Source organism: Bartonella sp. P12B (assembly GCF_055796185.1).
The window spans coordinates 363,615-378,755 of sequence record NZ_JBTTDI010000001.1 but is presented as its reverse complement, the minus strand read 5'-3'; the positions used below and the strand labels follow the sequence as shown (position 1 = coordinate 378,755).

The 15,141-nt window shown below is 37.6% G+C and carries 10 protein-coding genes and 2 pseudogenes; 7 read left to right on the top strand and 5 right to left on the bottom strand.

Annotation, left to right across the window (positions count from 1 at the left end; genetic code table 11):
- Nucleotides 1–19: 19 nt before the first annotated feature.
- Nucleotides 20–1,205: pseudogene (locus tag AC0QT1_RS01595) on the bottom strand (tyrosine-type recombinase/integrase).
- Between the two features lie 385 nt (nt 1,206–1,590).
- On the opposite strand from AC0QT1_RS01595, the gene AC0QT1_RS01590 reads away from it, so the two are divergent.
- Both AC0QT1_RS01590 and AC0QT1_RS01585 read left to right on the top strand, forming a co-directional pair.
- Nucleotides 1,591–1,950 (top strand): helix-turn-helix domain-containing protein, encoded by a 360-nt coding sequence (locus AC0QT1_RS01590; protein WP_473201500.1) that lies wholly within the window; start codon nt 1,591–1,593, stop codon nt 1,948–1,950.
- A gap of 396 nt (nt 1,951–2,346) precedes the next feature.
- Nucleotides 2,347–2,715: a helix-turn-helix domain-containing protein gene (locus tag AC0QT1_RS01585; RefSeq protein WP_473201499.1), complete on the top strand. Its 369-nt coding sequence runs from the start codon at nt 2,347–2,349 to the stop codon at nt 2,713–2,715.
- Nucleotides 2,716–3,738: 1,023 nt separating this feature from the next.
- Here AC0QT1_RS01585 and AC0QT1_RS01580 read toward each other — a convergent pair.
- On the bottom strand, nt 3,739–4,152 hold the full coding sequence (locus AC0QT1_RS01580; RefSeq protein ID WP_473201498.1) for a hypothetical protein: 414 nt from the start codon (nt 4,150–4,152) through the stop codon (nt 3,739–3,741).
- Between the two features lie 1,305 nt (nt 4,153–5,457).
- Between AC0QT1_RS01580 and AC0QT1_RS01575 the strand changes: the two genes are divergently transcribed.
- From AC0QT1_RS01575 to AC0QT1_RS01565, 3 genes are all read left to right on the top strand, one after another.
- Complete coding sequence (locus AC0QT1_RS01575) at nt 5,458–6,516, top strand: tetratricopeptide repeat protein (protein WP_473200007.1); 1,059 nt, start codon at nt 5,458–5,460, stop codon at nt 6,514–6,516.
- 404 nt (nt 6,517–6,920) lie between these two features.
- Nucleotides 6,921–7,490, top strand: coding sequence for an elongation factor P (gene efp / locus AC0QT1_RS01570; protein ID WP_241437666.1), 570 nt, complete (start codon nt 6,921–6,923; stop codon nt 7,488–7,490).
- A gap of 18 nt (nt 7,491–7,508) precedes the next feature.
- Nucleotides 7,509–8,300, top strand: coding sequence for an inositol monophosphatase family protein (locus AC0QT1_RS01565; protein ID WP_473199733.1), 792 nt, complete (start codon nt 7,509–7,511; stop codon nt 8,298–8,300).
- A 470-nt stretch (nt 8,301–8,770) separates the two neighbouring features.
- Here the strand turns inward: AC0QT1_RS01565 and AC0QT1_RS01560 are convergent, their stop codons facing one another.
- Together AC0QT1_RS01560 and AC0QT1_RS01555 are read right to left on the bottom strand one after the other, a co-directional pair.
- Nucleotides 8,771–10,180 (bottom strand): hypothetical protein, encoded by a 1,410-nt coding sequence (locus AC0QT1_RS01560; protein WP_473201497.1) that lies wholly within the window; start codon nt 10,178–10,180, stop codon nt 8,771–8,773.
- 347 nt (nt 10,181–10,527) lie between these two features.
- Nucleotides 10,528–12,318 (bottom strand): ABC transporter transmembrane domain-containing protein, encoded by a 1,791-nt coding sequence (locus AC0QT1_RS01555; protein WP_473201496.1) that lies wholly within the window; start codon nt 12,316–12,318, stop codon nt 10,528–10,530.
- A gap of 187 nt (nt 12,319–12,505) precedes the next feature.
- On the opposite strand from AC0QT1_RS01555, the gene rpmE reads away from it, so the two are divergent.
- A complete protein-coding gene (rpmE, locus tag AC0QT1_RS01550; protein WP_473199736.1) occupies nt 12,506–12,727 on the top strand; it encodes a 50S ribosomal protein L31 in 222 nt (73 codons plus the stop codon).
- Nucleotides 12,728–13,422: 695 nt separating this feature from the next.
- Nucleotides 13,423–13,782, top strand: a pseudogene (locus tag AC0QT1_RS01545) (Arm DNA-binding domain-containing protein); the annotation flags it as partial.
- A 740-nt stretch (nt 13,783–14,522) separates the two neighbouring features.
- On the opposite strand, the gene AC0QT1_RS01540 reads toward AC0QT1_RS01545, so the two are convergent.
- Nucleotides 14,523–15,062, bottom strand: coding sequence for a hypothetical protein (locus AC0QT1_RS01540; RefSeq protein ID WP_473201495.1), 540 nt, complete (start codon nt 15,060–15,062; stop codon nt 14,523–14,525).
- Between the last annotated feature and the right edge of the window lie 79 nt (nt 15,063–15,141).

Sequence of the window (15,141 nt, the reverse complement as noted above, 5' to 3'; positions counted from 1 at the left end):
GGGTACAAAACCCCATCTTTTAAGATTGGCCTATAACATAAGCCGCCCATTTATTCATATAAACACGGCGCTGTTCTATAAACACGGCGCTGTTCTAAATAATCAGTACGACGGTAAGCACGCTCTACTTTACCCCCGACCGTATGACCTAGAATGGTTTCAGCGACTTCAAAAGGAGCATCGGTTGTTTCTGCTAACCAATCTCTTAAACTAGACCGAAAACCATGCGGGCAGGCATTAAGTCCAGTTTTTTGCATGTAGTTTGCCATACAATTATCAGCAAGGGGACCCCGACCAGTTGCAGAGAAAAAGAAATCATTGCGAGATAGCAGGCGCGCTTGTTTTAAAATTTCCAATGCTTCTGTTGATAGAGGCACACGAAATTCTGTTGTAGCATCACGCCTTCCTTTCATATTCTCAGCAGGGATGGTCCATATATCATCTTCAACTTGATCCTTATGAATATGACATAAGGAATATGTGCGAACCCCTGTAAGGATAAGCAAACGCAAAGCCAATTGTGTTATGGTTGTTTTTTGACAAAGCATTTTATAAAAAGCCGGTATCTCTTTCCAATCCATTGCTGGTCTATTTTGCGCTTTATGGCGTTGTTTGCCTAACAAAGCCTTTGCTTTTTCTGTTGCTTGTAAATCAACATCCAAACCCAAGGCAGCAGCATGTTTAAGGCAAAGATTAAGGCGAATTAGTGCTCTCTCTGCTGTTTTAGCTTTTGTATGCCAGATAGGGGCAAGTGTATTGCGTATATCTATTTGAGTAATTTCTGAAACCGGCATACAACCTAATTTAGGGAGAATATGAAGTTTTAAAGGTGAAAACCAATCTCCAGCCTTACCATCTCCTTTTAATTCAGCTTTACGACTTTCAAAAGTATCTAAAGCGATATCTTTTAAATAATGGAGATTACGCATTGCCTCACGCTTTTGTTTTTCACGTTCTTTAATGGGGTCACGACCTTCTTGTAAAACAGAACGCCATTGGGTTGCTAATTCACGAGCTTTTTTTAAAGAGACATTTCTTAAAGCACCCAATCCCATTTCACGACGACGACCGTGGATGGTATAGCGTAAAAGCCATTGAGCACCCCCATCTTTACGCTTATGAAGTAACAAGCCGGCACCATCATTATATTTGCCAGCCCCCAATGTTGCGACAGCCCTTGCATTAAGACGATTCATAAGAGGCATTTTTGTTCCTTTCTAAACGGTTTTCTACCCACACGATAACCCCGCTTATGACGTGCAAATAAGTGACTTTAATTGATTGAACATAAGGTGATTTGAATTGAGAGAATCTTACAATATTCGGGGGTCTCATTCAATATGCAAAACAGTAAATTATCATTATAAATCAATGGGTTGTTGGTCGCCTACGCAACGATCAATAGGGACTTGAAAACCCGAAACTCAAACATAAAAATGAGCCCACTTTGTGGGTATCCCGGAATTCCGGGAGATTTTGCTATGTCCAGGTGCTGTCAAGCACTAAAAGCAAAATGCTGATTTGAGTTCAGTGTTTTCAAGCTCCCGGAATACCAATGCGAGGGCGCTCGCAACCGGTGGGGGGCATGAAATGCAAACCAAAAACCTTTTTCACGACATTTTTATCGGCAAAAAAATTCGCTTTAAGCGGAAAATATTGAAAATGTCTCAGAAAGAACTAGGAAACCACTTAGGGATAAGCGCGCAACAAATCCAAAAATATGAAACGGGACTCAATCGTGTAAGCGCCGGACGCTTAAAAGAAATTGCTGAGAAGCTCAATGTGCCCCTGTCCTTTTTTTATGCAGATCTCTTAACAAAACAAGAGCCCCCATACCATCATGATGAAATCATCTCGAGCAAAGAAGAATATCTGCTTTTAAAAAGCTTCAGAGTGCTGAACTCTGTAAAGCAAAAAGCAATTTTACAGCTCCTCTCTGATCAGAAATAAAATCTTGAAGAAGCAAGATCAACACGCAAAAGTGCCACTGCTTTTCTCATCCTCTTCGCTTTGATAAACAGCGCAGTACCTCTCTCTTGAGAAGTCGCTCTCATGACACAACTCTACAGGACAGAAACTTTTTCATTTCTATTGCAATCCCCTAAAATTACTTTATTATTTGGAAGGTGTTTTGGTCATCTACGCAACGACCAATAGGGCCTTGAAAACCCGAAAGCTTAATACATTAAAATCGATACTCCTTTGTGAGTATCTCCCGGATTCCGGGAGTTTTTGCTATGTCCAGGTGCTGTCAAGCACTAAAAGCAAAAAGGCTGATTAAGCTCAGTATTTTCAAGCTCCCGGAATACCAATGCGAGGGCGCTCGCACCCGGTGGGGGAAGTAAAATGCAAGGCAAAGACCTTCTTAACGACATTTTTATCGGCAAAAAAATCCGTTTTAGGCGAAAAATGTTAAAAATATCTCAGAAAAAACTAGGAAATCACTTAGGGTTAAGCGCACAACAAATTCAAAAATATGAAACGGGCCTCAATCGTGTAAGCGCTGGGCGTTTGAAGGAAATTGCTGAGAAACTCAATGTGCCCCTGTCCTTTTTTTATGCAGATCTCTTAACAAAGCAAGAGCCCCCATACCATCATGATGAAATCATCTCGAGCAAAGAGGAATACTTGCTTTTAAAAAGCTTCAGAGTGCTGAACTCCGTAAAGCAAAGAGCAATTTTACAACTCATCTCTGATCAAAAGGAAAGTTTTTAACATTATAACGTCATAATCCATAACATCTTGAGCATTTTTCCCTATTCTCTAAAAGAGTATCAACAGCAATATTTTTAATTATCTTATTCGAAATCGAAATAATCAGAAGCATCGTTCATTTCTTCAAATAAAACTTTAATAAGTGTTTTTATTTTCTCATTATATTCGGGTACGTAATTGTCTCTATTTGTTGTGTATACAATACAGTGTAATCTATTTATGGTAGCTGAAAGAATGTCTACTTCTGTTGCAAAACCCCGAAACTCTACATCAAGGTCCCCTACCTCAGACTCTCCGATGGTCAAAGTTATGAGCATATAAATAATATGCCATAACAGATCCCTGTTCTATTAACCAATTTCTAAAGCTATTGTAACCAAGATGTTTTGTAGCCTCTAAAAAATTGATGTGATATTTTTTACTAACATTTTGTCTATTAACCTGTGCCCATGTTGTGGTTTTTTCTTTTTGATAAGTTTTTTTAAAAGAAAGCGTTATTCCACTACAATTTTTCTTAACAGGCTTATCTAAAGTGTCATATTTTATATAGAGATCTGCTTTTTTATGTAATGCCTTTTTAGCATATCTTTAACAATTCTATTTTGTGCTTTATGAAATTTTTCAGTAATAATTGGGAAGATGTTACCATTTTTAAAAACGAGAGATCTTTTTAATTTTGTATAATATTTATTAAAGTTTTCTAATTGTTTTTCGTTTTGAGGAGTCACATTAAAATGATGTGCTTGCTTGGGGAGAGATTAGTTAAATTTAACTAATTTTACTGTAAAATTTTCTTTTTTCGCTTACCATTTTTTTTAATTCTTTGCTAATCTTCCTAACATTCTTAGTATTAACTGGTTCACTTAGCACAAAAATTTCCATTGTTTCAGTAGCTTATGCTGTGTTGAGATGATCGTTAGCATGATTTATCCATGCTAATGATTTTTTATACATTCTCCAATTGTGTAATAGATTAAACTAAACTGAAAAAAGACCCTTCTTCTGAAGGGTCTTTGTTCATTATTATACTGTCATATTGTTTTGTTGTGGTGCAGGCGGTACATAGTCATTACCGGTACCTAATATTTTTACTTTATACCATGATATATCCCCATTGTTTTTAAGAATAAAAGAAAGGACGAGTCCATTATTTTTGCTTGGTGTCCCAAAAGTTTTTATAATGTTAAAAAATTTTTTTAATGCTGTTTTAGCCGTCATATAAATAACAGTATCATTATCTAAATAAAGATAAACAACTGTTTGCAGGAATATTTTATTTTTATCGTTTTCTTTTGTAAACTTATTTTCTGAAACAATATAACCCATTATTTTACAAGTAAATTCTTCATTAGATCTTGTTGCTTTAAATTGTTTTATAGCGCTTGAAAGAGTTATAGCTTCTAATTCTCTTTTGTTATAGATTTCATATTTATTCATATTTACAGCAGAAAGATCATTTATTGGAAGCCCTTTAAACAACCTTTCAAAAATTCGATTATCTATAACATCTAGGGTTTCATATATTGCTATTTTATTGGTTATAATTTACTCCTTTGTCAAATCTTCCACATTTAAATTTAAATGAGATAAAATTTTATTGAATTCTAAAACAGGTAATGTACATGTATTTAGTTTGACTGTTATATATGAAGAAATTTTATTAAAAATTTTTCGTGACAATTTATAAGCAGCTATAGTGCTATCTTTCAAATATTTTTTTATCATATCAGTTGATATTTTCATCTAAAAAAATATCATTCATAAATTGTTACCTCTTTATCAAGACCATTCTCAATATTAATTATCGTCAAAAAAAATATTTAGAAATTATTAATTTCTTGTGATATAATGCGAATCGCCGGTTTCTATGAGTGTTGTTTGTTCATAAAAGAGGGGAGCACCCTGATACGGTCCTCTTTTAGTACCTAGCTCCCGGTAACAAACAACATTCGTAGATGATTGGCACTTTCTTTTAGAAAAATACGACTAATAATGATGCTATAAAAGAAGCCTCATTAAGAAGTATAAATTAATATTCCTAAAGGCTATACGTGAAAAATTGAAAAAATACTGGTATAGCACTTAGCACATTATCTAACGATGTATCTCATTATTTAACAGTAAATCCATTGAGGACCATCTTCAGCCTCAAGCCAACACTATCACACTCTTTACCAATTCCCAATGTTGCGACAGCCCTTACCTTAAGGCAATGCAGAACAAATATTTACCTCTCAAATCATGAGAAGCCCCCCTTTTCTGTTCATAAGCATTCCATGAAAAAATGAGTACATTAAATGGAGCAGCCAAATAATCCCAAACAAGACTTGATCAAAACTTGACCACAAAAACAAAGCTTTTTTGAAAAATGATAAAAAGCCTTTCATCTTTTTCAGTGGTTAAAACCATCCGTCCTTTTCAGTAGATTTTGAATTTATGGCAAAAATACCTATATATGCTGGTAAAAACCACCTCCACACCCGCAATGCGTACAGGGTGAGCAGAAAGAATGGAAAACCCAGCATTTTTCAAGCAAGAAGTGATTTTACCAAGCAGAAAACCATTTCACTAAGCGCAAAGCAAACTTACAACTTTCAACCAACGATTAAACAACCTATAAATTTATCGCCATTATTGATCGCCATTGCAGATATCCCCTTTACCCACAAGAATCCTTTGACAACACTTGATAAGATGAAAAAAAAATGTAAAAACTTTTCTCTATTGCTGGAGAGAGCATTAATGATAAAGCAAGGCATAATAAAAAGAAGCGCTACGCTGTCCATTCTGAGTGTGATGTGCTTTGCAACCATTGTTGAAAGTTCCGCTGTCATTGCTGAAGAATCCTCAGAGCTTGAACGTTCTTTCAATACCATTCAAGAAGCGACAAACAAAGACCAAGCTTTCCAACCCTTACAAGCAGGACAATATGATCAAGCCTACGACTATTACGTTCAAGGCTATTATTTAAAAGCTTTTCGTGAAGCATTAAGACGTGCAGAAAAAAATGATCCTTTTGCCCAAACACTTCTTGCCCGAATTTATATGGAAGGATGTGCCATTCCTGTTGATGGAGCGCGTGCTGCTTTGTGGTTTGGACGTGCCGCAAAACAAGGCGAACCACAAGCGCAATTACGCTACGGCCTTATGTTATTTGATGGCAATTTCACTACACAAAATCAAGAGCTTGGAGAAAAATTCATTAAAAAAGCTGTAGAGGCCGGTGTAAAAGAAGCCTATTATTATTATGGGCAATTGCTTCTTTACAAAGCCTCGCGTGAAAAGCAGGTTCTTGCAGGTGTCTCTTCACAAAGCCGCGAAGATGAAGCAAATGAGCAAGCATTAAAATGGTTTTTAAAAGGTGCCGCCCTTGGTGATGCTGAAGCTGCCTTTGCGGCAGCAAAAATTCTTGCCTCTGGAACGTTAACACGGCCAAGGGATGATCGCAATGCACGCAAACTCATGGAAACAGCGGCTCAAAACAAACACACACCAGCACAGCTTCTGTTAGCCAAATGGCTTATAGAAGGGCGTGGAGGAGAAACAGACTTTCAACGCGCTTTTCAATTACTTCTAAGCAATGCCAACAATATGGTCCCATCAGCACAAATTTCCCTTGCCAGACTCTACCGAGATGGGATGGGCACAAAAGGCGATATGATAATGGCGGCGGCATGGTATATGGTTGCAAAACAAGCGAAAATGCAAGCACCTGATCTTGAAATAATGCTTGAAGGAATGAACGATGCACAATTGGAAAAAGCACACAAAGAAGCCATAAAGCTCCTGCCCATTTTTTAAAAAACACTTGAAAACAATGCTCTTCTTTCCTTCAAAAAGAGAGAGAATGCGGCAAAAATTTCCTCAAATCTCTAAGAATTTGTATCAAAATCCCCAAAAAATTTTGTGCAATTTTTTAAAGGACTTGCGTCTGAGCACTTTTTATGGTCTTGCAAAGAGCTGGAAAGCAAGAATTCATAAAGGTCTTTTTGGTACGCTCTCAGCTTTTCTTTCTATAAAGATCATGCAAAAGCCTACCGCGAGAGCAATGAAAGAGTGTACCACAAAGACTTTCAGAGAACCTACCGCAAGGACAAAAGGGGATCTTATCACAAAAACGACAAAAGAGCTCACTGTCAAAACAACAAGAAGCATTGGTTTAAAGACAAAAAGAGAGCTCTAAGCAAGAGAATTGGATAGAAACAATGAAAATTAATGGCAACGAAATTCGCCCTGGCAATGTAATTGAGCATCAAGGAAGCTTATGGGTCGCTGTTAAATGCAATGCTGTAAAACCAGGAAAAGGTGGTGCATTTAATCAAGTTGAAATGAAAAATTTGATCGATGGCACAAAACTCAATGAACGCTTTCGTGCCGCCGAAACGGTTGAACGGGTACGTCTTGAACAAAAGGATTTTACTTTTCTTTATGAACAAGGGGATGCTTTGGTTTTTATGGATTCCCAATCTTACGAACAACTTGAACTGCAAAAAGATTTTGTTGGCGAGCGCGCCGCTTTTCTACAAGATGGCATGACTGTCACCGTTGAGCTTTATCAAGAAAAGCCTATTGGCATATCGCTTCCTGATCAAGTCACCGTGACAATAGCAGAAGCAGATCCAGCCATTAAAGGGCAAACAGTCACCTCCTCTTATAAGCCTGCTGTTCTTGAAAATGGTATGCGGATTCTTGTGCCACCTTTTATTAATGCCGGCGAACGTATCATTGTTGACACCAATGAATTGATTTATTTGCGTCGTGCAAATGAAAAATAAGCAATAAAGGAAGAAAAGATGGCCCATTCTGCAGTCATGAATGTCATGGTGCAAGCCGCAATGAAAGCTGGACGCTCATTGGTGCGTGATTATGGTGAAGTACAAAATTTACAAGTGTCTTTGAAAGGACCAGCAGATTACGTAAGCCAAGCCGATCGTAAAGCTGAAAAAATTATTTTCAATGAATTGAGCAAAGCACGGCCAACCTTTGGCTTCCTGATGGAAGAATCTGAAGAAATCATTGGCGAAGATTCACAACACCGTTTCATTATTGACCCCTTAGATGGCACGACAAATTTTCTCCACGGTATTCCTTTTTTTGCTGTTTCCATTGCCTTAGAAAGTCAAGGAAAAATCGTTGCTGGTGTTATTTACAATCCTGTCAGTGATGAACTTTTCACCGCTGAACGCGGGAGTGGTGCTTTTTTTAACGACCGGCGCTGTCGCGTTTCAGCACGCAAAAAATTAGAAGATTGCGTTATTGCCACAGGCATGCCCCATTTGGGTCGTTCCGATCATGGAGCCTATCTGATTGAATTGCGCAATGTAATGGCAGAAGTTGCGGGACTTCGTCGTTTTGGAGCCGCAGCTCTTGATTTAGCGTATGTTGCTGCTGGAAGAACCGATGGATTTTGGGAAGACAATCTACAAATTTGGGATATGGCCGCTGGAATACTAATGGTGCGTGAAGCCGGTGGTTTTGTCACCGACAAAGAAGGGGGCGACGCTATCTTTCGCAAAAAAAATATCATCGCCGGCAATGAACGCATCCGCACCAAATTAGAAGAAACGCTTAAAAAAGGCATTTAAACCGCAAAACAATATTCTTAAAAGCCCCCTTTAAGAGCATCACCCTCAACCAAAACCCGCAAGAATAAACTGCTCTCACTCTTTGAGCATTTATAAAACCATCACCACAAACAATAAATGCATTGCTATTCAATGAAAAAAACACCTTCAAAAAAGCATTTCTCTTTCAGCTATTGGAGCCCTCTATCCTATACTTTCCATAATAATATTTTCCCCCTTTCAATCCCAACAGTTTGACACAATAGATTTAAAAGAATTTCATCCTCCCAGCTGATAAAACTGCGCTTGAGGCAACGAAGCACTCTCAGTGCATCCTCTTACGACATAGAACACCCTCTTGTAATAGAAAACCCCGCCATGCACATTTTACAACTTCACTGACATTTTCCTCTCAGTGCTACTCACGATTTCTTATAAAAACACGTTACAAACGCCCCAACAACCTTATAGAGCCCTTCCCCACAACAGTATCATTGAAGATATCCTATCAAATATTCAAGGGATTTGTAATAATGAAAATCTTTATTTTCAAAAATCGCTGCATTCATTTTACTGGTCAACTTTTCTTGCTCTTTTTCGATAGCCTCTTCCAGTGCCTTTACCTTCTCATCACCGAAAATGATTTGTAGCCTTTTTCTCAAATTTTCTATTCTTACGAGCCTAGACCAAAAGACTAACGGATGACCACATTTCTCACTTGCATCCCTCATCCATTCCATGACGCCTAATTTGTAAGCTTCTTCAAATGTTGGAGTTTTCTGATCAATGCAAAGGCGTCTTATCTTATCTTTATCTTTCTCCTTATATTCATTCATTTTAATTGTAATCTCTGAATAAGAATACCCATAATTTTCAGAAAAAGAAACATAGCCCTCTTTTACTGTCTTAATAAGTTCCTTATAATAGATAAAAGTTTCTCTTGCTGCTGTATAACTACCGGAAATGTCATACAATAATGGTACAAGCTCTATTTTACAATTGCATATTCTTTTGTACTGATGAGGCATAGAACAATAGCTTTGCAATATTTCTTTTACCGTTTCATATTCTGTATCTTCAGGTCTATATGTAAAATAGACACCCATAGAGGCTAAATGATCATAGAGCCCTGAATCCTCCTCTTGTGAATCCTCTTCGCACATCACGGTAATCATACCATCAACCATATATAACCACCAATGCAACAACAGGATCGTAGGCTTAGGTTGTTTTGTTTCCGTAAAGAGATCTATCAATTTTTCAACAATTATGCCATTCTCCTTCATCCATGGCACAACTTCACAATAAATTTCTTCAAAAGTTGAAATTAATTCATTTATTCTTTCCATGTGCTCAGAAGTGAATTCTGTTTTCAGCGCCCGCTCATAAAGAAAAAATGTATCCGCATATCCTTGCGCGCAAATCTCCTTTATCAGGGAAGGTTGCTGTCTACTCGCTTTTGCAATATGCCTAGGATTTTTTATCTCAAGAACATCCCTTTCCCACTGTTTTGCTTCCTCATCCCATTGTTCAATCCATATTTGCGGTATTTTTCGAGTTTTTTCATAAAGCCTTTCTTCACATTGTGCAATAATCGCTCGATAAACAGTACACTCTCGATTTTTCAGAGATTCATTTAATTGTCCTTTATGATCATTTGCGAATATGGACGTTAAATTCTCTATACAAAATGCTATAATCAGTAGACTTAACGGTATCTTCATAAAAACGTCATAATACCAAAGCATACTGCTAATAATAATGCATAAAATTATACTTTTGAATTCTGTATTCCAAATTCTCTTCACGTTCTCAAAAATGGAATAGACTATGCCCACTATTGAAAATAGTCCGAATACGAATAAGAATATTCCTACAACAAGTATGACAGCATCGCTCATTGTTTTTGTCTGCTTTTTCGTGAGTCAATCATGAGTAGAACTGTTTAATTGATTTCTTACTATTTTATCAATATGTATTATTTAGAGTTTCAAAAATCTAAATATTCCATTTAATAAATTAATTATTACAAAATATAGATTTCCACACAAGTATTATTACAACAAATTGTATTTAACAATACCGCTAGATAAGCTGGACACATCTCAAGAAGACATTCTGAGCTTCTCAAATCCGGAAAAGGCATGTTTTATTACCGAACGATGGATTTTCCCAACAACAGCCCCCTCCTCAAGCCGCAAGAGAACAGCAGCAGTAAAACGATAAAAGCTGATCTTAATAAGAAAACTTATTCGTGTGCAAATTGCAGTTTCGCTAGGTGCGCATAGACCCCATTTTTTGCAACAAGTTGTGTATGTGTCCCTTCTTCAACGATCACACCCTTATCCATCACCAAGATGCGATCTGCTTTCAAAATCGTTGCTAAGCGGTGTGCAATGACCAAGGTTGTACGATTTTGCATCAATCCCTCTAAAGCTTCTTGTACCAATTTTTCACTATTGGCATCTAAAGCTGAAGTTGCTTCATCTAGCAGCAACAGGGGTGCGTTTCTTAAAATCGCCCGAGCAATACCAATACGTTGTTTTTGCCCACCAGAAAGCATAATACCGCGCTCTCCCACTTGGGTATCAAAACCTTTTTGTAACGCTTCAATAAACTCGAGTGCATTGGCAGCTTTAGCAGCAGCAATAATTTGCTCTTCATGGATATTTTCAGTACCAAAAGCAATATTATCGCGCAATGTGCCGTCAAAAATAGCAACCTCCTGCGGAACATAAGAAATTGAGCTTCGTAAATCTTGAAGAGAAAGGCGGTTTATGTCCACACCATCAAAGCGGATTTTTCCGTTTATTGGATCATAAAAACGAAGGATTAAAGAAAAAAGTGTGCTTTTACCCGCCCCAGAAGCACCAACAAAAGCAACCGTTTCTCCCGCTTTGATAGAAAAGGAAAGAGAGCGCAAAATCTTTTCCTGTGGTCTAGAAAAATAACTAAAATCCACTTGATCAAAAACAACTGCTCCTTGCACAGGCTGTGCCAATGGTAGCGGAACTTTTGGCGTTGCAATGGTGGGCTGTTCTGCTAACAATTCAGCAAGCCGTTCAGCAGCCCCTGCCGCTTGTATGAGTTCTGCGCCCAATTCCGATAATTGTGCAAAAGTAGTCGCTCCAAAAACGGCATAGAGAACAAATTGACCTAAAGTTCCTGCCGTCATGACACCATTCAAAACATCTCGTGAGCCAATCCATAAAACAGCAACCACACTACTAAAAACCAGAAAAATCGCAAAACCAGTAAAAAAGGAACGCAAGATTACAGAAGCCCGTGCTGTCTGAAAAGCACGTTCAATCAACTTTGAAAAACGTGTCGCAACGAGTTTCTCAGCAGTAAAGGACTGTACAGTACGAATAGCACTGATCTGTTCCGTTGCCAAAGCATTAGCATCAGCGACACGATCTTGCGCCGCACGTGTGCGTGTACGAACTTTGCGCCCAAAAACAACCAATGGAATAGCAACAAAGGGAATAGCAAGTAGCACCAGCGCCGATAATTTAGCATTGGTGATCACCATCATCACGATTGCGCCGATTATCACAATCAGATGGCGTAAAGCGGTAGAAGCAGTTGAGCCAACGGCTAATTTTATTTGCGTTGTATCGGTAAGCAGCCTTGAAACAAGTTCACCAGAATGAGATTGATCAAAAAAATCAGAGGAAAGTTTCATAATATGGACAAAAACATCACGCCGTAAATCGGCAACAATGCGTTCTCCCAAGGTGATGACACAATAATAGCGGCAAGCAGAAGCAAGTGCCAGAATCAAAGCTAAGACAAATAAAATAAAAAAATAAAAATTGATATGACCATGGCTTGAAGTAGAAAAACCATGATCAAACATTTTTCCGATAGAAACAGGCAAGGCTAATGTGACAAGAGCAGCAACCGTCAAAGCAAGAAAAGCAAAGATAAACAACCAACGATAGCGCACAAAATAAGGACTAAACGTTGCAAGCGAAGACAATGAAGGCTTCGATGTGGAGGGTTTTACAGATTTTTCTGAATGATTGAAAAAATTCATAGGATTTCGCTCACTTAATAACGTTATCTATAACACTTGATGCAATGGATGTATCTTGAACACTTGTTTTTTGATGCGTGCTCAGTTATAGGAGAAGTACTTAATCAACTTATCAAAAAGAAAATAGAAACGCACTTAAAAAGTGAAAAAGTGCCATTTCATTTTATAAACGTAAAAGGTTTGCCCCATGAAAACGAACATTCATCCAGACTATCACAGGATTACCGTTGTTATGACGGATGGCACCCAATATACGACACGCTCCACTTGGGGAAAAGAAGGTGATGTCCTTAATCTCGATATTGATCCAAGAACCCATCCCGCTTGGACAGGTGGATCTCAAACCCTCGTAGACCGCGGTGGTCGTGTCTCTAAATTCAAAAATCGTTTCGGCAGTCTTGGCTTATAAAAGCCTTCGTTTGATTGTGAACGATTCAAAAACTTTCTTAGGGTGCTTGGTTCTTTAAAGGGTTAAGTCTGTTATAAACTTCGAGAAGAATGTATTTCTAGAACTTTTACAGTTAACAGTTTATTAAAAGCTCTCTCAAGAGACAAAAAGCTAATGAGAGTAGTATAAACCGCAACGATGCGAAAAGCAAAAAGCCCCCTCAAAATATGAGAGAACAATGCACCCACAAAAAGATCTCAACCCCTCAGAGATCGCGGTGGGTGGCTCTCTCCAGCCAAAAATCGTTTAGGTTTCTTAGCATATATTGGTATTGACCCTGTAAATATTTTCTTTTCATTAAAAGACCCCAAAACGCGCAGAGAACAATTGCTCATAGCAAGAAGCCAGTCCATTTTTAACCATGAAAAGAATGTTAAAAAAGAAAGATTGTTTTATACAATCTTCCAAAGGGGAAAAGCAATGATATCAATCACCTTTTCTCTTGATAGCCATAAGAACTTTTCATGCCCTTTTAAATGGGTACAAGATATTAATTTATAACGATAATTCATCATTTTACCTGTTGAACGAGACCCCCGAATATTGTAAGATTCTCTCATCTCAAATCATTTCATTTTATATCAATTAAAGTCACTTACTTGCACACCATAAGCGGGGTATCGTGTGGGTAAAAAACTCTAAAGAAAGAAGTAAAAATGCCTCTTATGAATCGTCGCAAAGGCTGTCGCAACATTGGGGGCTAGTAAAGAATATGATGGGGCTCGGCTTGTACCTTTACAAGTGTAAAGATGGTGGTGCTCTATGGCTTTTACGCTATACCGTTCACGGGCGCTGTCGTGAAATGGGTTTGGCGGCTTTAAGAGATATCTCTTTAAAAAGCCCATGAATGTGCAACACAAGGGTATTCTGTTTTGCATGAGGGTCGTGACTCTATTAAAGAACGTGACAAACAAAAGTGTGAGGCAATGCGTAATCTCCATTATCTAAAAGATATCGCTTTAGATACTTTTGAAATTCGTAAATCTGAACTAAAAGGAGATGGTAAAGATGGTAACCGAAACTTTTTAGAAACATGTGACATCCCCCTCCTATAATACCCCATAGTATAATGAAAAAACAAAAATCCTTTAATATCTTTTAGCTTCTTACAGCTTTTGTGTACCTTACGAACGACATAATTTTATAATGAACCAGCTAAAAACATCCGCAAACAATGATCATACATTCTGTACAAATTTCCCTTTACACTCATTAACCAACAGCCTTCAAGATCAGCTTTTAACGGATAAAATTAAAGGGACCGGTCATTCAAAACCATTGAGTGATAGAGCGACATCAAGAGCCCCCTCCATTGTAGTTTTTAAACAGAGAGGATTTAAACTCCTTTTATCATCTCAGCCTTGTAAAAGGCTTTGCCCTTTATCTTTAATCCTATCATTATAATTGTTTCTATTGCATATCATTACACGATAGAATGAAACTTTATTCCCTATAGAGAAAAATCAGATATTTTTTCTCTATAACGCATTCTCAAAGAGCCCTTGAGAAACCACGATCATCCCCTTTATAGCATGATTTCGCAACCCCATAAAAAGGGGATAAGCCGTTTTCTTCTGAAGCAAGGAGGGTACCGCACTGTAAGGGGTTCTTCAATCTTCAAAACCATAGCCTATTAATCACTTCATAAAGCATCGATCTGAGAGCATCACTTTAGTGAACATTCATAAACTTTTGAAAAGCAAAAAGCCTTTCATTTTTAATAAAGCCACGTGCAAACGAAAGTAAGCTCCTCAATTTAGTCAAAGAGTTTAAGCTCATATCCAGGCGGTACTAAACGGAGTAAGAGAGCGTCATACCCCCAACTCGCATACATGCAGAAAACAGACATAACGCCTTCGCCAATCGCTGTTATTAATGTAAGCGATATACCGGCATGATCTGCTGTTGCGTCACGGCGTTCTAAGTAATATCCAAAAATAAAAAATAAGCACGTCAAAAAAAAACCACCCGCAAAGAAATTTAGTGCAGCATGAATTGGTCCACGAAATAATAACATGATAAAAAAAATGATAAAAAGCAGTTGTCTTAAGAGAAAAGCTAATATTCTCCGTATTATTTTAAATATCCACACTAATATTATACGCATTATCTTGAGCGTTTTTCGCATTATTTTTAAAAAAAGGCTCTGTTTTGCGTCTGGATTTTTTTCTTCGCTGTTTATCTTCTCAGCAGATATACCGTTCACAGCCCCCCCATTTTCAAGATACAACCCTATAAAATGAGTTATTGATAATAATAGCACCACAAAAGGCAAGAAAACTTTATAAATTTTCACTAAAAAACTGTAATCGAATGACTCGTTCTGATGATCAACAATGGTAGCATAAAGAAGAAAAAGACCATAAGAGCAAATT